Source organism: Paracoccus sp. TOH, from assembly GCF_030388245.1.
In the GTDB taxonomy this organism is placed as follows: Bacteria; Pseudomonadota; Alphaproteobacteria; order Rhodobacterales; family Rhodobacteraceae; genus Paracoccus; species Paracoccus simplex.
Window position 1 is genome coordinate 1109758 of the sequence record NZ_CP098360.1, and the last position, 17887, is coordinate 1127644.

The 17887-nt window shown below is 69.9% G+C and carries 18 protein-coding genes and 2 tRNA genes; 9 read left to right on the forward strand and 11 right to left on the reverse strand.

Annotation, left to right across the window (positions count from 1 at the left end; translation table 11 throughout):
* Positions 1–242: 242 nt before the first annotated feature.
* Positions 243–467 (reverse strand): hypothetical protein, encoded by a 225-nt coding sequence (locus NBE95_RS05495; protein WP_289892920.1) that lies wholly within the window; start codon positions 465–467, stop codon positions 243–245.
* A 166-nt stretch (positions 468–633) separates the two neighbouring features.
* On the opposite strand from NBE95_RS05495, the gene NBE95_RS05500 reads away from it, so the two are divergent.
* Positions 634–1116, forward strand: coding sequence for a hypothetical protein (locus NBE95_RS05500; protein WP_289892921.1), 483 nt, complete (start codon positions 634–636; stop codon positions 1114–1116).
* A gap of 4 nt (positions 1117–1120) precedes the next feature.
* On the opposite strand, the gene NBE95_RS05505 is transcribed toward NBE95_RS05500, so the two are convergent.
* On the reverse strand, positions 1121–1432 hold the full coding sequence (locus tag NBE95_RS05505) for a TM2 domain-containing protein (protein WP_289892922.1): 312 nt from the start codon (positions 1430–1432) through the stop codon (positions 1121–1123).
* Positions 1433–1676: 244 nt separating this feature from the next.
* Here NBE95_RS05505 and pheT point away from each other — a divergent pair, with 244 nt between their 5' ends.
* Positions 1677–4064: a phenylalanine--tRNA ligase subunit beta gene (gene pheT, locus NBE95_RS05510; protein ID WP_289892923.1), complete on the forward strand. Its 2388-nt coding sequence runs from the start codon at positions 1677–1679 to the stop codon at positions 4062–4064.
* A 492-nt stretch (positions 4065–4556) separates the two neighbouring features.
* On the opposite strand, the gene NBE95_RS05515 is transcribed toward pheT, so the two are convergent.
* A complete protein-coding gene (locus NBE95_RS05515) occupies positions 4557–5255 on the reverse strand; it encodes a glutathione S-transferase C-terminal domain-containing protein (protein ID WP_289892924.1) in 699 nt (232 codons plus the stop codon).
* Between the two features lie 91 nt (positions 5256–5346).
* Between NBE95_RS05515 and mscL the strand changes: the two genes are divergently transcribed.
* Positions 5347–5781, forward strand: coding sequence for a large conductance mechanosensitive channel protein MscL (gene mscL, locus NBE95_RS05520; protein WP_289892925.1), 435 nt, complete (start codon positions 5347–5349; stop codon positions 5779–5781).
* A gap of 44 nt (positions 5782–5825) precedes the next feature.
* Here mscL and ald read toward each other — a convergent pair whose 3' ends face one another.
* Complete coding sequence (gene ald, locus NBE95_RS05525) at positions 5826–6944, reverse strand: alanine dehydrogenase (RefSeq protein WP_289892926.1); 1119 nt, start codon at positions 6942–6944, stop codon at positions 5826–5828.
* A gap of 135 nt (positions 6945–7079) precedes the next feature.
* Here ald and NBE95_RS05530 point away from each other — a divergent pair, with 135 nt between their 5' ends.
* The gene (locus tag NBE95_RS05530) at positions 7080–7538 is read left to right on the forward strand and encodes an Lrp/AsnC family transcriptional regulator (protein WP_289894841.1); all 459 of its coding nucleotides are present in this window, start codon (positions 7080–7082) and stop codon (positions 7536–7538) included.
* A 54-nt stretch (positions 7539–7592) separates the two neighbouring features.
* Here the strand turns inward: NBE95_RS05530 and rpsU are convergent, their stop codons facing one another.
* Complete coding sequence (gene rpsU / locus NBE95_RS05535; protein WP_011748553.1) at positions 7593–7799, reverse strand: 30S ribosomal protein S21; 207 nt, start codon at positions 7797–7799, stop codon at positions 7593–7595.
* 122 nt (positions 7800–7921) lie between these two features.
* Here rpsU and NBE95_RS05540 point away from each other — a divergent pair, with 122 nt between their 5' ends.
* Both NBE95_RS05540 and NBE95_RS05545 read left to right on the forward strand, forming a co-directional pair.
* Positions 7922–8620: a COQ9 family protein gene (locus NBE95_RS05540; protein WP_289892927.1), complete on the forward strand. Its 699-nt coding sequence runs from the start codon at positions 7922–7924 to the stop codon at positions 8618–8620.
* 11 nt (positions 8621–8631) lie between these two features.
* Positions 8632–9609, forward strand: a complete 978-nt coding sequence (locus tag NBE95_RS05545; protein ID WP_289894842.1) for an NAD(P)H-quinone oxidoreductase — start codon at positions 8632–8634, stop codon at positions 9607–9609.
* Positions 9610–9723: 114 nt separating this feature from the next.
* Here the strand turns inward: NBE95_RS05545 and NBE95_RS05550 are convergent.
* The 4 genes from NBE95_RS05550 to NBE95_RS05565 all read right to left on the reverse strand — a co-directional run bounded on the left by NBE95_RS05550 (position 9724) and on the right by NBE95_RS05565 (position 12963).
* Positions 9724–9797 (reverse strand) — tRNA-Cys (locus tag NBE95_RS05550).
* A 113-nt stretch (positions 9798–9910) separates the two neighbouring features.
* Positions 9911–11311: an NADP-dependent phosphogluconate dehydrogenase gene (gene gndA / locus NBE95_RS05555; RefSeq protein ID WP_289892928.1), complete on the reverse strand. Its 1401-nt coding sequence runs from the start codon at positions 11309–11311 to the stop codon at positions 9911–9913.
* 78 nt (positions 11312–11389) lie between these two features.
* Positions 11390–12619, reverse strand: coding sequence for a class I SAM-dependent methyltransferase (locus tag NBE95_RS05560; RefSeq protein ID WP_289892929.1), 1230 nt, complete (start codon positions 12617–12619; stop codon positions 11390–11392).
* Between the two features lie 269 nt (positions 12620–12888).
* Positions 12889–12963: transfer RNA gene (locus NBE95_RS05565), tRNA-Gly, on the reverse strand.
* Between the two features lie 206 nt (positions 12964–13169).
* On the opposite strand from NBE95_RS05565, the gene NBE95_RS05570 reads away from it, so the two are divergent.
* Together NBE95_RS05570 and NBE95_RS05575 are read left to right on the forward strand one after the other, a co-directional pair.
* Positions 13170–13790, forward strand: a complete 621-nt coding sequence (locus NBE95_RS05570) for a DUF5671 domain-containing protein (RefSeq protein ID WP_289892930.1) — start codon at positions 13170–13172, stop codon at positions 13788–13790.
* Positions 13783–14211, forward strand: coding sequence for a hypothetical protein (locus tag NBE95_RS05575; RefSeq protein ID WP_289892931.1), 429 nt, complete (start codon positions 13783–13785; stop codon positions 14209–14211). The genes NBE95_RS05570 and NBE95_RS05575 overlap by 8 nt, the downstream gene beginning before the upstream one ends.
* Here the strand turns inward: NBE95_RS05575 and NBE95_RS05580 are convergent.
* Both NBE95_RS05580 and NBE95_RS05585 read right to left on the reverse strand, forming a co-directional pair.
* Positions 14208–14660, reverse strand: coding sequence for a GNAT family N-acetyltransferase (locus NBE95_RS05580; RefSeq protein WP_289892932.1), 453 nt, complete (start codon positions 14658–14660; stop codon positions 14208–14210). The genes NBE95_RS05575 and NBE95_RS05580 overlap by 4 nt on opposite strands.
* A 60-nt stretch (positions 14661–14720) precedes the next feature.
* Positions 14721–16067: a condensation domain-containing protein gene (locus tag NBE95_RS05585; RefSeq protein WP_289892933.1), complete on the reverse strand. Its 1347-nt coding sequence runs from the start codon at positions 16065–16067 to the stop codon at positions 14721–14723.
* 197 nt (positions 16068–16264) lie between these two features.
* Here NBE95_RS05585 and NBE95_RS05590 point away from each other — a divergent pair, with 197 nt between their 5' ends.
* The gene (locus NBE95_RS05590; protein ID WP_289892934.1) at positions 16265–17884 is read left to right on the forward strand and encodes a (2,3-dihydroxybenzoyl)adenylate synthase; all 1620 of its coding nucleotides are present in this window, start codon (positions 16265–16267) and stop codon (positions 17882–17884) included.
* The last annotated feature ends 3 nt before the right edge of the window (positions 17885–17887 follow it).

Here is a 17887-nt window from a genome sequence, read left to right on the forward strand (position 1 = left end):
CGTCTCGGGCGGGCGCTGCCCTTGATCCGGCAGCGGCACGGTCGCGCCGGGCGGCATCGCAGCCGGCACCATCGCCCGACGCAACGCCGGCCCTGCGTCCCGAAAAGCCCGGTCGTTGTCCCGGTCCGGGCGGGTCACATGCCGGGCATGTCGCGCCGCATCCGGTCCATGCGCGACAGGGAAGCCTTCCGGCGGCGATGCGCCCGCCGATCCGCGGCAGCGGCAGGCCATTGCCGTGCCGGTCACCACCACCGCCACGCCGCATAAACCCACAGCCCCATCATCACCGTGGCGCCGCCCATCACCAGCACCCAGGGCTCGCCCGCGATCAGGCTCATCGCCAGCAGCACGCCCCACAGCGCCACGATCATCAGCCGCCCCTGCGGCGATTCGCGCGCCAGGTGCCACAGCCACTGCGCCGTCCCGCAGATCGCCGCCACGCCCAGCACAACCAGAACCGTCTTCACTGCGCCCTCCGTTCCCGCCTTGCCTGCAACCTGCGCCGGCCGGCCCCCGGCCGCAAGCCGCCGCCCGCGCCGCCGCCCACGTCCCTGTCAGATGACAGCCCCGCCGCGCGCCGCTATCTTGCGCCCGACCGCGAGTCTTCCGTCACGCCAGCAACAAAGGGCCAGCATGTCGAACCCCACCACGCTCACCGCCTATGCCACGGCCTTCATGGCCTCGATCAGCCTGTTCGGCCTCGTCGATGCCGGGCGGGTGACCGAAGGGGCGCCCGTCGCCTCGGCCATCACCCAGGCCTATCTGCTGCCGGTGCTGGGCATCGCCGCGGCGACCTTCCTGGCGGTGACGGTGATGACGCTTTCGCGCGGCTACCTGACCCGCCCGCATCGCTGGAACGACGAACGGACCGAGCGCGCCGTGCTCGAGGTCGGGCTGGCCGCCGCCTGCTATTTCGGGGTGCTGGCGCTGCTCGGCTATGTCCTGGCGCTGATGGCGCCGGGCTGGATCAGCGGCGCCGCGCCGGGGCTGGCGCGGCACTGGCCCTGGTTCCTTGCCGCGCCCTGCCTGGGCTTCGGCATCCTCGGCCACCGGCACAAGCCGGCCTGGCTGGCGGCGGCGGCGGTGTTCGTCACCCTGGGCCTGTTCACCGGCTGACGGCTCAGCGCAGGCCCGAACCCAGCCGCCGGCGCATCTCGTCCTTGTCGTCCTGGATCATGCCGGGGATCAGGAACAGGTCGACCAGCGCCCACAGGCAGACCAGCCCGACCAGCGGCCAGCCGATCAGGATCGGCGCCGTCAGCCAGCCCAGGCCCCACAGCGCCAGCATGACAAGGCCGCTGGCCCAGCGGCCCAGATACATGCGATGCGCGCCGAAGCCCCAAAGCAGGATCGCCAGCAGATAGGCGACCAGCGGCGATTTCGCGTCATTCGCGACCCTCTGTTCGATCAGCAGTTCCCGTTGCGTGTCCATTGGCTCCCATGCCCATGTTAATCTCATTCACATATAGGGCGGCGCCCGGCCCCGACAAGGTCCGCTGTCCGGCCGCCGGTGCATGGCCGGTGCATGGCCGGTGTACGCGCGGTGTACGCCGGTCACGCGCCAATCCCCGGCAAATGCTGGAAAACCGGCGACTGGCGGGCAGGGGCGGTGCACGACCCTACCAATCCGCTGCGCCATGCGCTAAGGGACGCCCAAACCGACGGAGCCCTCGCCCATGAAATTCACCCTCTCCTGGCTCAAGGAGCATCTCGACACGACTGCCAGCCTCGACGAGATCACCGAGGCGCTGACCGATCTCGGCCTCGAGGTCGAGGGCGTGACCGACCCGGCAGCGAAGCTGAAAAAATTCACGCTTGCCAAGGTGTTGGAAGCCGTCCAGCATCCCGACGCCGACCGCCTGCGGGTCTGCCGGGTGCTGACGGACGAGGGCGAGAAGCAGATCGTCTGCGGCGCCCCCAATGCCCGCGCCGGCATCACCGTGGTGTTGGCCAAGCCCGGCGATTACGTGCCCGGCATCGACGTGACCCTGGGCGTCGGCAAGATCCGCGGCGTCGAGAGCCACGGCATGATGGCCTCGGAACGCGAGCTGGAGCTTTCCGACGAACACAATGGAATCATTGAGCTTTCCTCGGGAGAGGTGGGCGAGAAATTCGTGGACTGGCTGGCCGCGCACCGCCCCGAGGCGGTCGATCCGGTCATCGAGATCAAGATCACCCCGAACCGCCCCGACGCGCTGGGCGTGCATGGCGTCGCCCGCGACCTGGCGGCGCGCGGGCTGGGTCGGCTGAAGCCGGTCGCGGACGTGACCGTGCCCGGCAGCTTCGTCTCGCCGATCAAGGTGGTGATCGCGCCGGAAATGGCTGAAAAGGCGCCGTTCTTCAGCGGCCGGATGATCCGCGGCGTCAGGAACGGCCCCTCGCCGGACTGGCTGCAGAAGCGGCTGACCGCCATCGGGCTGCGGCCGATCAACACGCTGGTCGACATTACCAACCTGTTCACCTTCGACCTGAACCGGCCGCTGCATGTCTTCGATGCCGGCAAGGTCAAGGGCGACCTGGTGGTACGCGCCTCGGCCGAGGGCGAGGCGCTGCTGGCGCTGGACGGCAAGACCTATGCCTTCGCCCCCGGCACCATGATCATCGCCGACGAGACCGGCCCGGAAAGCATCGCCGGCATCATGGGCGGCGAGCATAGCGGCTGCGACGACGCCACCACCGATGTTTTCCTGGAAAGCGCCTATTGGGATCCGATCGCCATCGCCGCGGCAGGCCGGGCGCTGAAGATCAATTCGGATGCCCGCTATCGTTTCGAGCGCGGCGCCGACCCGGCCTTCACCCTGCCGGGGCTGGAACTGGCGACGCGGATGATCCTGGAACTGTGCGGCGGCGAGGCCTCCGAGGTGGTGACGGCGGGCGCGGCGCCGGATACGACCAGAAGCTACCGGCTTGAACCGGCGCGGATTTCCAGCCTGGTCGGCATGGATATCCCCGAGGCCGAGCAGCGTGCCACCCTGGCGGCGCTGGGCTTCCGGCTGGAGGGCGATCAGGCTTTCGTGCCTCCGTGGCGCCCCGACGTGCAGGGCAGCGCCGATCTGGTCGAGGAGGTGGCGCGCATCGCTTCGCTGACCAGATTGCAGGGCCAGCCGCTGCCGCGGCCGCAGGCGGGCGTGCCGCAGCCGGTGCTGACGCCCTTGCAGCGCCGCGAGCAGGCGGCGCGGCGCATGGCGGCGAGCCTTGGCTATAACGAATGCGTCACCTACAGCTTCATCGACGTGCAGGCGGCGGCGCTGTTCGGCGGCGGTTCGGATGCCGTCCGCATCGAGAATCCGATCAGCAGCGAGATGACGCATATGCGCCCCGACCTGCTGCCCGGCCTGCTGGCGGCGGCGGCGCGCAACCAGGCGCGCGGCTTCATGGATCTGGCGCTGTTCGAATGCGGCCCGGTCTTCCATGGCGGCGAGCCGGGCGAGCAGGACCTGCATCTGTCCGGCATCCTGGTCGGCGCCACCGCGCCGCGCGATCCCTATGGTTCGCGGCGCAAGGTGGATATCTATGACGCCAAGGCCGATGCCGAGGCGGTGCTGGCCATCATCGGCGCATCGGCCAAGGCGCAGATCAACCGCAAGCTGGACGGCTGGTGGCATCCGGGCCGGGCGGGCAATATCGCGCTGGGGCCCAATGCCTTGGCAACCTTTGGAGAAATCCATCCGCGCGTGCTGCGGCATTTCGGCATCAAGGGCGCGGCGGTCGGCTTTACCCTCCGCCTCGCGGCGGTGCCGCTGCCCAAGGCGAAAACGCCGTCGCGGCCGGCGCTGCTGCTGTCGGACCTGCAGGCGGTCGAGCGCGATTTCGCCTTCGTCGTGGACGCGCAGGTCGAGGCCCTGACGCTGGTGAATGCGGCGGCGGGCGCCGACAAGGCGCTGATCGAGCGGGTGACGGTCTTCGACCAGTTCACCGGGCTGGAGGGCGGCAAGAAGTCCATCGCCATCACCGCCCGCCTGCAACCCAAGGACAAGACCCTGACCGATGCCGAGATCGAGGCGGTCGGCGCCAAGATCGTCGAGAAGGTGAGCAAGGCCACCGGCGGCGTGCTGCGGAGCTGAGGGCGCCGCGTGCCGGTGTCGCAACGCTTCCATGGTCCCCCGCGCAACGGCAGCGCGCGTTGCGGCGGGGTCGGGCATGGGCGGATGCAAAGAAAAGCCCAGCAAATGCTGGGCTTTTTGCTGTGACAGCCGTGCAGCGCGCGTACACCGGGCGTACACCATGCGTGCACGGGGCCGCCGCCGAGCGGCCGGGCCGGGCCGGCTTGCGTCCGTTCCGAGCCGGACCGACGGGTGAAGCCTTCACCGATGTGCTGCCTGTGAGCGGCGGACGGTTGCGCCGACGCCCGCGCCGGTCCGGGTCGCGCCGGCGCAACGTCTTGCCGGGGCCCGCCGCTCGTCCCTGTCGGCGCCGCCGACGGGCGCAAGGCGGCGCAAGGGCCGCGACCGCAGCCCGGCCGGGCGGCGGCGTCATGGCGCCGGCGTGGTTGTGGCGGCGGCGCTGGTGATGCGGGTCCGGGGCGCGCTGCCGCGGGGGCGGCAGCGCGGGGAGGGTCAGGTGCCGATCTCGATGCCGCGCTGCACCGCCGGGCGGGCCAGGAAACGGTCGAGATAGGCCTGCACATTGGCGAAGCCGTCCATGCCGGTTTCCGCCTCGGCCTCGTAATTCACCCGCACGGTGCGCAGCCAGGGACCGACCGCCATGTCGGCGATGGAATAGTCGCCGGTGATCCAGTCCCGCCCCTGAAGCTGCTGGTCGAGCACGCCCAGAAGCCGCCGCGCCTCGGTGTAATAGCGGGTGCGGGGGCGGGGATCCTCGATCTCGCGGCCCTTGTAGCGGTGGAAGAAACCGACCTGGCCGAACATCGGTCCGACGCCGCCCATCTGCCACATTAGCCATTGCAGGGTGTGGTAGCGCGCCGCGCCCGAGGCGGGCAGGAACTTGCCGGTCTTGTCGGCCAGATAGATCAGCATGGCGCCGGTCTCGAACAGGCCGATGGCTGTGCCGTCGGGGCCGTCCGGGTCGATCATCGCCGGGATCTTGTTGTTGGGGTTCAGCGACAGGAATTCCGGGGTGAACTGGTCCTCGGGGTCGGAGATGCTGATGCGGTGGGCGTCGTAGGCGAGCCCGCATTCCTCCAGCATGACCGAGGTCTTGATGCCGTTCGGCGTGTTCAGCGTGTAGAGCTGGATCACGTCGGGGCGCCGGGGCGGCCAGCGGCGGGTGATCGGGAAATCGGGAAGTGCCGTCATGTCGTTTCCTGTGCTGACTATGTTGCAAGGGACAATCGTGATATGGCAGCCTGTGCCGGAACACGCGCAACAGGCTGGAAAAGGTAAGCCCATGTTCAAGGAATTCAAGGAATTCATCGCCCGCGGCAATGTCATTGACCTGGCCGTCGGCATCATCATCGGCGCGGCCTTCACGGCCATCGTCAACTCTCTGGTGACCGATCTCATCAACCCGATCATCGGCCTGCTTGGCGGCACCGATTTCAGCGGCTGGTATTTCGTGCTGAGCGGCAACGTGCCCGAGGGCGCCAGCCTGCAGGCGGCGCGCGATTCCGGCGCCGCGGTCTTTGCCTATGGCGCCTTCCTGTCGGCGGTGATCAATTTCCTGATTATCGCCTGGGTGATCTTCCTGCTGGTCAAGGCGGTGAACCGCGTGCAAAGCGCCGCCATCCGCAAGAAGGAGGCGGAGGCGCCCGCCGCCGCCGGCCCGACGCAGGAAGACCTGCTGATGCAGATCCGCGACGAGCTGCGCGCGCAGCGCGCCTGATTGCGCTGGCCGGCGCGGCGGTTTGCGCGCCGGCCCCTGGCCTGTCAGTCCGCGACCATGCGGGCGGCGGCGGTCCAGCCCCGCCCCTGCGCCTCGGCCACCGGGGCCGAGGCCAGAACGCCCTCGTGCACCGCCAGCCCGGCCAGCAGGTTCGGGTCGTCGCGCAGCGCCTGCCGCCAGCCCTTGTCCGCCAGCGCCAGCACGAAGGGCAGGGTGGCGTTCCCCAGCGCCCGGGTCGAGGTGCGGGCCACCGCGCCGGGCATGTTCGCCACGCAGTAATGCATGATGCCGTCCACCTCGTAGACCGGGTTCTGATGCGTGGTCGGGCGCGAGGTCTCGAAGCAGCCGCCCTGGTCGATGGCCACGTCCACCAGCACCGAGCCGGGCTTCATCAGCGCAAGCTGCGCCCGCGTCACCAGCTTGGGCGCCGCGGCGCCCGGCACCAGCACCGCGCCGATCACCATGTCGACATCGGGCAGCAGCTCGGCGATGGCGCCCTGGGTGGCGTATTGCGTGGTCAGCCGGCCCATGAACACGTCGTCGAGATAGCTGAGCCGCGGCACCGAACGGTCCAGCACGGTGACATTCGCGCCCATGCCCACCGCCACCCGCGCCGCCGCCGTGCCGACGACGCCGCCGCCGATCACCATGACATTGGCCGGCCGCACCCCGGGCACGCCACCCAAAAGCACGCCCGAGCCGCCATTGGCCTTTTGCAGCGTCCAGGCGCCGACCTGCGGGGCAAGCCGGCCCGCCACCTCGGACATCGGCGCCAAGAGCGGCAGGCCGCCGCGCGCATCGGTCACCGTCTCATAGGCGATGGCGGTGGCGCCGCTGGCCAGCAGCCCGTGGGTCTGGTCCGGGTCCGGCGCCAGGTGCAGATAGGTGAACAGCACCTGGCCGCGGCGCAGCATCGCGCGCTCGGCCGCCTGGGGTTCCTTGACCTTCACGATCATCCCGGCCTCGGCGAAGACGGCGGCGGCATCGGGCAGGATGCGGGCGCCGGCAGCGGCGTAATCCTGATCCGGAAAGCCGGAGCCGGTGCCCGCGCCGGCCTGCACCAGCACCTCGTGGCCGCGGGCCGTGGCCTCGCGCACCGCCTCGGGGGTCAGGCCGACGCGGTATTCCTGTGGCTTGATTTCGGTCGGGCATCCGATCTTCATGGGGGTCCTCCTCTCCTGTGGCGGCATGGTGGCATGGGCGGGATCAGAATTCCTGCTTAAACTGCGCCGGAAAACCGGCTAGTTTCGAAGAATTCGCCCGTCTTGGCGCCTGATGCGCGGGGATATTCAGCAATGATCGAGCTTGACGCAACGGACCGCCGCATTTTGACCGTGCTGCAGCGCGACGGCCGCCGGACCAATGCCGATCTGGCGGCCGAGGTCGGCCTGTCGCCCAGCGCCTGCCACCGCCGGGTGCAGCGGCTGGAGGAGGCGGGGGTGATCCGCGGCTATGTCGCGCTTCTGGATGCCCGCAAGCTGGAGCGGCCGACCACGGTTTTCGTCGAGATCACGCTGTCGGGCCAGGCCGACGAGCTGCTGGAAGCCTTCGAGCGCGCGGTGCGCAAGATCCCCGACGTGCTGGAATGCCACCTGATGGCCGGCTCGGCCGATTACCTGCTGAAGGTGGTGGCGCAGGATACCGACGATTTCGCCCGCATCCACCGCCAGTCGCTGGCCAAGCTGCCGGGGGTGCAGCAGATGCATTCCTCGTTCTCGCTGCGCACGGTGGCGCAGACCACGGCGCTGCCGGTCTGAATGAAAAACCCCCGCGAAAGCGGGGGTTTTCCTGAAACGAACGTGTCGCTCGTCTTACAGCGCGCCTTCGCGTTGCGCTTTCTTGCGCGCCAGCTTGCGGGCGCGGCGGACGGCCTCGGCCTTTTCACGGGCCTTCTTGACCGAGGGCTTCTCGAAATGCTGCTTGAGCTTCATTTCCCGAAACACCCCTTCGCGCTGAAGTTTCTTCTTCAGAGCACGAAGCGCCTGTTCGACGTTGTTGTCGCGAACACTTACCTGCATGTGGTTGTCACCACCTTCCTAGGTTAGAGTTGAGCAGATTTGCAGGACGCGGCCTTCTAGCAGGGCGAATCGGCTTTGTCCAGATTTTCCGGGCCCGTGCATGCAGCAAGGAGGAATGAGCCATGACGGATGCCATGAAGGACGAGCGCGAGCGGCTGGTCGAGGCCGCCCTGTCGCATGTCGTCTTCGAGGGCATGGGCGACAATGCCATCGCCGCCGGCGCCCGCGACATCGGCATGGACCCGGCCCTGGCCCGGGTCTGGCTGCCGCGCGGCGGCGCCGACCTGGCCGCGGCCTATCACCGCCGGGGCGATGCGGCGCTTGGCGCCCGGCTTGCCGCCCACCCGCCGCAGGGCCGCTTTCGCGACCGCGTCGCCGCGGCGGTGATGCAGCGCCTGGCGCTGAGCGACCGGGAGCTGGCGCGGGCCGGGGCCGCGATTCTGGCCCTGCCGCAGAACGCCACCCTGGGCGCCCGGCTGGTCTGGGAAACCGCCGATGCCATCTGGGACGCGCTTGGCGACCGGTCCGAGGACGTGAACTGGTATTCCAAGCGCGCCACGCTGTCGGCGGTCTATGGCGCGACGGTGCTTTACTGGCTGGGCGACGATTCGCCCGAACACGAGGCGACGCGCGACTTCCTGGACCGCCGCATCGACGGGGTGATGCGCTTCGAGACCTTCAAGGGCCGGGTCGGGGCGCTGCCCGGCGTTTCCATGCTGGCCGGCCTTGCAACGGGCTGGATCAGGCGGCCGGAAAATCACAAGCTGCCCGGAAGGTTGCGCCCCGATGCGCGCCACGGCAGCAAAGGAGGCGATGGGTGATTCCGGATGTAATGCAGGCGGTCGAGATCTCCTCTCCCGGCGGTCCCGAAGTATTGGCGCCCGTCACCCGGCCGGTGCCGGCGGCCGGGCATGGCCAGATCCTGATCCGAATCGCCTGGGCGGGGGTGAACCGGCCGGATGCGCTGCAGCGCGCCGGTTCCTATGCGCCGCCGCCGGGGGCATCGGACCTGCCGGGGCTGGAATGCGCCGGCACCGTGGCGGCGGTGGGGCGGGGGGTGACGCGCTGGAAGCCGGGCGACCGGGTCTGCGCGCTGCTGCCGGGCGGCGGCTATGCCGAATATGCCACCTGCCCGGCCGAGCATGCGCTGCCGGTCCCCGCCGGCCTGACCCTGCGCGACGCCGCGGCGCTGCCCGAGACCGCCTACACCGTCTGGTCCAACGTGGTGATGCGCGGCGGGCTGCAGGCGGGCGAGCGGTTCCTGGTGCATGGCGGCTCGTCCGGGATCGGCACCATGGCGATCCAGGTGGCGAAGGCGCTGGGCGCCAGGGTCTGGGCGACAGCCGGTTCGGAGGAGAAATGCGCCGCCTGCGCCGGGCTGGGCGCCACCGCGGTGAACTACCGCGAGGAGGATTTCGTCGGGCTGCTGCGCAAGGCGGGCGGCGCGAACCTGATCCTCGACATGGTGGGCGGCGATTACATCGCCCGCAACATCAAGTGCCTGGCAGAGGAGGGGCGGCTGGTGATGATCGCCTTCCTTGCCGGCCCCAAGGCCGAGATCAACTTCGCCCAGATCATGACCCGGCGGCTGACGGTGACCGGCTCGACCTTGCGGCCGCAATCGGACCGCGCCAAGGCCGGCATTGCCCGGCAGCTTTGCGATACGCTGTGGCCGCTGGTCGAGGCCGGCGCGGTCCGGCCGGTGATCGACAGCAGCTTCCCGCTGCGCCAGGCCGCCGATGCGCATCGCCGCATGGAGGCCGGCGCGCATATCGGCAAGATCCTGCTGCAGGTCGCGGCGGAGGACTGATAGCGGCTCCGGGCCGGGGCGCGTCGGGGCGCGTCGCGGTCGGGGCACGCTTCGGACAGGCGGTCAGCGCGGGGCGCGCGGCTTGCCCGTCCGACGATCTGCCATTGAAGGATCTGGAGGCGGGTACCGGAATCGAACCGGTCTTCACGGATTTGCAATCCGCTGCGTAACCTCTCCGCCAACCCGCCGGAGCCTCGGGTTTGCTAGGGTTTTCAGGGCGCGGGGTCAAGGGGGTATCGCGCCGGCGCCGTGTTTCGTCTTCGCCACCGCCTGGCGCGGGCGGCGGCGGCGCGTCCTTCGTTCAGGCCTTGGCGCCCCAGGGCCCGTGATGGCTGTCCCGGCCGTCCAGCCGGTCGAAGCCATGCGCGCCGAAGAAATCGCGCTGCGCCTGGATCATGTTCGCCGTGCCGCGGCCGGTGCGCATCATGTCGAACCAGCCCAGCCCCGAGGCCAGCGCCGGCAAGGCATGGCCGGCCGTGATCCCCCGCGCCACCACCGCGCGCAGCGCCGGCATCGCGATCTCGAGCTTCTCGGCGAAGAACGGCGCCAGCACCAGGTTGCGCGACGGATCCTCGGCCAGCGCCGTGGCCATGTCGTTCAGCATCGCCGAGCGGATGATGCAGCCCGCCCGCCAGACCCGCGCGATCCCCGGCAGATCCAGTTGCCAGCCGAAGGCGCGGCCCGCCGCCTCGATCATCGCGAAACCCTGCGCATAGCACAGGATCTTGCCGGCGATCAGCGCCTGCTCCAACTGGTCGGGCGTCAGGTCCAGCGGCTGCGGGGCGGCGCCGAAGCGCGCCTCGCCCGCCTGGCGCTCGGCGATGCGGGCCGAGACGTTGCGCGCCATCACCGCCGCCTCGATCACCGGGATCGGCGCGGCGAGGTGCTGCGCCTCGATCGCGGTCCAGCGGCCGGTGCCCTTCTGCCCGGCGGCATCCAGGATCACGTCCAGCATCGGCGCCCCGGTCAGCGGATCGGCGGCCGCGGCGACGGCGGCCGAGATCTCGACCAGATAGGATTTCAGCACGCCCCGGTTCCAGCCGGCGAAGGTCTCGCCGATGGCGGCGGCGGGCAGGCCCAGCCCGTCGCGCATCAGCCCGTAGACCTCGGCGATCATCTGCATGTCGGCATATTCGATGCCGTTATGCACGGTCTTGACGAAATGCCCGGCGCCGGCCTCGCCCATCCAGGTGGCGCAGGGCGTGCCGTCCTCGGCCCGGGCGGCAATGGCCTGCATGACCGGGGCGACGCGGTCCCAGTCGGCGCGGGCGCCGCCGCCCATGATGGCGGGGCCGTGGCGCGCCCCCTCTTCGCCGCCCGAGACGCCCATGCCCAGGAAGCGCATCGGCAGGCCGGCGCTCGCGCGGCGGTCGGTGTCGTGGAAATTGGCGTTGCCGGCGTCGATCACCAGATCCTCCGGGCCGAGCAGCGGCGCCAGCGCCGCGATCTGGTCGTCGACGGCCGGACCGGCGGGGACCATCAGGATGATGGCGCGCGGCGGGGCGATGGCGGCGACCAGATCGGCCAGGCTTTCGGTCGGGATCACGCGATCGGCCAGCGCGCCGGCCTCGGCCTGGAAGCGGCGGGTGACTGCGGTGGTGCGGTTCCAGACCGCGACGGGAAAGCCCTTCTCGGCGATGTTCAGCGCCAGGGCCGCGCCCATGGTGCCAAGACCGATCAACCCGATTGTCGCCTGCGTCATCGCCCCTCGTCTCCGTTCTTTATCCAGGGAGCGGATGTTACCGTTAACGGCGGCGGGGCACAATCGTGCCCCGGCCGTTCAGCGATAGATATAGTCGCGCCGGAACGGATAGCCGGAATGCGCCCCGGGCATGTCTTCCGAGCCGCGCGCCGGGTCGGGATTGATCAGCAGGATCTGATGCAGCGCCACCCAGCCCCGCTCGAAGGCCATCGCACAGCCGGCCAGGTAAAGCCGATAGGCGCGCAGCACCTCGGCCGCCCGGCTGGGGGGCATGGAACGGGCCAGCGTCTGTTCGGCCTGCGGCAGCTGCGATTCCAGCGCATCGGACCAGCACCACAGCGTCCTGGCGTAATGCGGGCGCAGATTCTCGGTATCGACCATCTCCAGCCCGGCCTGCGACAGGGTGCGGATGGCGTGGCTGACATGGATCAGCTCGCCGCCGGGGAAGATGTGCTTCTCGATGAAATCGCCCAGCCCGCCGCCGACCATGGCGTCGTCCAGCCCGGCGGCGGTGATGCCGTGATTCAGCGCCATGCCGCCGGGTTTCAGCAGCCGGCGCAGCGTTTCGCAATAGGTCAGCATGTTGGCGCGGCCGACATGCTCGAACATGCCGACCGAGGCGAGCTTGTCGAAGGGCTGCTCGGGCCGCAGGTCGCGATAGTCGCACAGCCGGATGCGCACCCGTTCGCCCAGGCCCTCGGCCTCGATCAGGCGGCTGACATGTTCGAACTGGTTGCGCGACAGGGTGATGCCGGTCGCATCCACGCCGTAATGGCGGGCGGCATGCATCAGCAGCCCGCCCCAGCCGGCGCCGATATCGACGAACCGCTCGCCCGGGCGCAGGTCGAGCTTGCGGCAGATCAGGTCCAGCTTCGCCTCTTGCGCCTGGGCCAGCGACATCTGCGGGTCGCGGAAATAGGCGCAGGAATAGACCCGCAGCGGGTCGAGCCACAGCGCATAGAACTCGTTCGAGACATCGTAATGCGAGCGGATCTGTTCGGCGTCGCGTGCGCGGCTGTGATGCAGGGCGGAATGGACGCGGCTCTTCAGCCGCTGCCACAGCGAGGGGCGCAGGGCCTGGCCCTCGGCCGGGGCCAGCGCCGCGACCACCTGCATCAGGTCGCGCATCGAACCCTCGACCCGGGTGCGGCCGGTGACGATCTCGTCCCCCAGCCGGCCCAGCCGGCCGGCGGCGAGCTGCGCCAGCGCCGACATATGGTCGAAGGCCAGGGTGACGGGCACCCCCGGCGGGCCCAGCCGCTTGCCCGAGGGCAGGCGCACCCCCAGCGGCACGGAGAGTTGCTGCAACTTGGTTTCGATCAGAGCTTCCAGAGCCGGCATGAGCACCTCACGCTAGGGCTGGCCGCGAATCGGGTGGTGATGTCGTTGCGAAGCGCGGCAGCTTGTTCCTGACGGATGTCCCGGATGACAGGCGGGGCAACATGGCTGCGATACTAGACCCGATTCGCGGAAAATGACCAGAGGGGGCAGCGCGATGGCGCGAATCGGCGAATCGCCGCGCAAAAAGCCGAAAGCGGCCCGAAGGCCGCTTTTCGCTGATTCCCGAAGGAAGATTTTGGAGCGGGCGATGAGATTCGAACTCACGACCCTAACCTTGGCAAGGTTATGCTCTACCCCTGAGCTACGCCCGCGCTCCGTATCCGATGGCGCTTGGCCTTCGGTGAGGCGTCATTTATGGGAGCGCGCCGGGGCGTGCAAGGGGAAAATCGTGCCGCCGGGAAAATTTTCGCGGCGGTCGCGGCCGGCCGCTTGCCGCGCGCGAAACCGGCCGCCGGGCGGGTGGCCGGGCTTGACCGCCGGGCCGCCATGCCGAAACCTGCCGGCGAAGGGGACACCGATGAAACCAGCCGACCAGCTATCCGAATTCGTCCGCCACGCCATGGCCCAGGGCGGCAACCGGGACCAGATCGCGCGGGCGCTGACCCATGCCGGCTGGTCCGAGCCCGAGATCGACGAGGCGATCCACGGCTGGGAGGTGTCGCCCGGCCTGCCGCCGGTGCCGCGGCCGCGGCCCTATGCCTCGGCGCAGGAGGCGCTGCTTTACGGCTTGCTGTTCCTGTCGCTGGGCATGATCGGCTGGCATGTCTGCGACCTGGGCATGGCGCTGATCGACCGGCTGATTCCCGACCCGGCCGAGGGCTATTCCTATCGCTCCGGCAGTTCGGCGCGCTGGTCCATCGCCTCGCTGATCGCCTTTGCGCCGGTGTTCCTGCTGCTCAACCGCAAGGTCGCGGGCATGAGCCGGGGCGATGCCGGGCGCCGGCGGTCGCTGGTGCGCAAGTGGTTCGCCTCGCTGACGCTGCTGGTCGCCTCGCTGGTGTTTCTGGGCGACGGGATCTACGTCATCTATGCGCTGCTGAACGGCGAACTGACGGCGCGGTTCGCCGCCAAGGCCGCGCTGGTGGCCGGAGTGGCCGGGCTGGTCTTCGCCTATTACCGGGGAGAGCTGAATGACTAGGCGCTGGCCGACCATCGCCATCGGCCTGCTGGCCGCCATCGCCATCGTGCTGGGGCTGGCGCTGACCGGAGGCCCCGGCCAGGCCCGCAAGGAACGCCGCGACCGCCAGCGCGAGGGCGATCTTTCGGCGCTGGCCACGCTGGTGCGCTGCCTGGCCGACAACAACGGCCGGCGGCTGCCGGCGCGGCTGGAGACCACGCCGCAATGCGACTGGCAGGCGCGGCTGGCCGATCCCTTCACCGGCGCGCCCTATCGCTACGAGGTGACCGGGCCGCGCAGCTATCGCCTCTGCGCCGGGTTCGAGCTGCCCGAGGACCGGCCGCCCGGCCTGCGCGACCGCGATGCGGAGGGTTGCGTTCGCCGCGACTATCTTCCCAGCGCTTCGGCAGCCCCCGCGGCGCCCATTCCCGGGCGCGACTAGGGCAGCGGCTTTTCCATATAGACCCGGTCAAGCCCCGCCTCGCGGACGCGATGCGTCTCGGCATAGCCGAGCCGGGCATAGAGGGCCCGGTTCTCGACCATGGCGACATGGGTGTAGAGCCGCAGCCGGGGCAGGCCCAGGGCGCCGGCGCGGTTTTCGGCGAACCCCATCAGCCGTCGGCCAAGGCCCCGGCCCTGCGCGCCCGGCGCCACGGCGATATTCTCGACCAGCAGCGCGTCGGCCTGCGCGACCAGCACGATCAGCCCCAGCACCGCGCCGCCGCCGTCCAGCAGATATGTCTCGCCGGTGGCGATGCGCGCGGCGTGGTCGGCCAGCATCGGGCCGGGCTTGCGGCCGATGCGCGCGACGTAATGGCCATAGGCGTCCTCGACCAGCGCCGCGACCGTGGAAAGATCGTCTGCGCCGGCCGGCCGGATGTCGCTGTCCATATCCCTTCCTTATCCCCGGTCCGCGCAGGATGGGCGCGGGCCGGGGACAAAGGCAAGCCGTCAGGCCAGGGCCGACAGCGGCCGCGACAGGTTTTCCGGCGCCAGCGCCGCGGCCAGAAAGCGGGGCAACGCCCCGGCCAATCGGGCGAAATCCCCGGGCGGGGTCAGGGTCGGATCGGCCTCGACCAGCAGTTCCAGGCCGCGGGCCCCGCTATCGCTGCGGATGGTGATGTTGAAGCCGTCGCCCGGCCCGTTCGACAGCACATGCCGCGTGGTGTCGCAGCCGGCGAAGCGCGCCTCGTCAAAGGGCAGCACGTTGATCAGCGGCGAGAAGAAGAAGCGGCTGCGCGGCTCCATGCCGTAATCCTCGGCGATCTGTTCGATGCGATAGCGGCCGTGCCGGCGCAGCTTGTGCAGCCGCGTGCCCAGCCGGGCCAGCGCCTCGGCCAGCGGCTCGGATTCGTCCAGCGTCACGTCCAGCGGCAGGATGTTCACCACCAGCGCCGGGACCGAGACCGCGACGCTGCCCATGCGGCTCATGTAGGGCAGCCAGACCGGCATCGAGACGCGGTCCTGCGCGTCGCGCAGGCGCTCGGCCGAGCCGTCCGGCAGATGCAGCGCCGCCCAGGCCGAGCAGAGCACCGTCAGCAGGTCCGGCCAGCCCATGCCGACCGCCTGCGCCTGGCGCAGCAGCGCGTCGCGCAGGCCGGACAGGTCGTGTGCCGCCGCCAGCGCCTCGGCCGGGTAGTTCTCGGAGCCCTTGCGCAGCACCTTGGGGGGCGGCTCGGCGGCCAGGACCCCGGCCCAGTGCCGGCCGTCGGCGGCATGGCGCGGGCTGGCGCGATAGTCGAGTTCCTCGTTCAGATAGGCGGCGAAGGGGCGCAGCGCCGGGCCGGGATCCTTGCCGTCCAGCGCGGCGGCGTAAAGCCGGGCGCAGCGCTGCTCGATCAGCGTCATGGCATAGCCGTCCAGCGCGATGTGATGGCCGCGGTTGAACCAGAGGTAATGCCCCTCGGCCAGCCGGATCAGCCATTGCGCCGCGATGGGCTGCTCCAGCAGGTCCAGCGCCGCATCGACATCGGCCTGCATCAGCGCGAAGGCATGGTCGCGGGCATCGGGGCGCTGCGACAGGTCGATCTGGCGCAGCATCGGCCGGCGCTGGGGCTCGATGCGCTGGGCCGGCTGGCCGTCGGCGCCCAGGCCGAAGCGCAGCGCCATGATGTCGGTTTCGGCGATGGTGCCTTCGATGGCCCGGGCCAGCGCCGGGGGATCGGCGACGCCGCGCAATTCCACGGCATGGGCGACGGTCGAGACGGCCTCGCCGGGATGGAAACGGAATTCTTCCCAGAAATCCAGTTGCGCCAGGGTCAAGGGCATCCAGAGCCCCTCGGCGTGGTGATGCGTCATGAAATCCCCTCTCCCCCAAGGGAGTTTGGCGTCGGACCGAGAGAGTGCTGGCTTGATTGCGACCCGGAAGCCGCGGCTGGCTTGCTTCGAGAGAGAAAGCTGGATAAAAATACTCAACTATTAACACCCGTCAAGGTGCCGCAGGCGCCGTGTGCGGGTTGTTGCGACGGAATTGCCGACCCAAAGCAGGTGCCCCCATGATCGAATTCAGTCCCTGGCCCCAGGATCTCGCGCAACGCTATCGAGAGGCCGGCTACTGGATCGACCAGCCGCTGACCCATATCCTTGATGCCCAGCTTGCCGCCAATCCCCGAGCCGAGGCGCTGGTCTGCGGCGACCGGCGCTTCAGCTATGCCGAGCTGGACCGGCTGTCGCGCAACCTGGCCGCGCGGCTGGCAGGGCAGGGGCTGGGCCATGGCGACACGGCGGTGGTGCAGCTGCCCAATGTGGCCGAGTTCTATATCGTCTTCTTTGCGCTGCTGCGCATCGGTGTGGCGCCGGTCAACGCGCTGTTCAGCCATCGCCGGCTGGAGCTTTCGGAATATGTCCGCCAGATCGCGCCGCGCGTGGTCATCGCCTCGCGCCAGCACGAGCTGTTCCGCGACGACGCCTTCGCGGACGCGTTGCGCGCCGGCAGGGTGGGCCATGTGCTGCTGCTGGGCGAGGACGCGCCCGAACGCAGCCTGACCCATTGGCTGGCCGATGGCGCCGATCTGCCGGCGGGGGCCGGGCCGACGCCGGCGGATCAGGTCGCCTTCTTCCAGCTGTCGGGCGGCAGCACCGGCACGCCGAAGCTGATTCCGCGCACCCATAACGATTACGACTACAGCATCCGCGCCAGCGTCGAGATCTGCGGCGTCACCTCGGCCACGCGGTTCCTTTGCGCGCTGCCGGCGGGGCACAACTTCCCGATGAGCTCGCCCGGCGTGCTGGGGGTGTTCCATGCCGGCGGAACGGTGGTCATGGCCCCCAGCCCCGAACCGCTGACCTGTTTCGGCATCATCGAACGCGAACGCGTCACCATGGTGCCGCTGGTCCCGCCCGCCGTGGCGCTGTGGCTGCGTGCGGTCGAGGGCGAGCCGGCCTGCCGGGCGCAGATCGACAGTCTCGAGCTGATGCTGGTCGGCGGCGCCAGCTTTGCCGAGGCGACGGCGCGGCGGGTGCCGGACCTGCTGGGCTGCCGGTTGCAGCAGGTCTTCGGCATGGCCGAGGGGTTGGTGAACTACACCCGCCTGACCGACCCGGATGAGGTGGTCTTCACCACCCAGGGCCGGCCGATCAGCCCGGCTGACGAGGTCCGCATCCTGGACGAGGACGGCAACCCGGTGCCCGACGGCACGCCCGGCGCGCTGGCGACGCGCGGCCCCTATACCTTCCGGGGCTATTACCGCAGCCCCGAGCACAATGCGAAGGCCTTCGACGCCGAAGGCTTCTATCACTCGGGCGACGTGGTGCTGCGGCAGGGCGGCAATCTGCGTGTCGTCGGCCGCATCAAGGACCAGATCAACCGCGGCGGCGAGAAGATCGCCGCCGAGGAGATCGAGAACCTGCTGGTGCGCCATCCCGACATCACCCATGCCGCGCTGGTCGCGGCCCCCGATGCGCATCTGGGCGAGAAAAGCTGCGCCTTCCTGGTGCTGCGCGACGGGGCGGGCAAGCATTCGCCGCCGGCGCTGCGCCGGCACCTGCTGGATCTGGGCGTGGCCGAATACAAGCTGCCCGACCGGTTCCGCTTCCTGCCCGAACTGCCGCTGACCGCGGTGGGCAAGATCGACAAGCGCCGCCTGCGCGACAGCCTCGTGGCCGAAACCGCCTGAAAG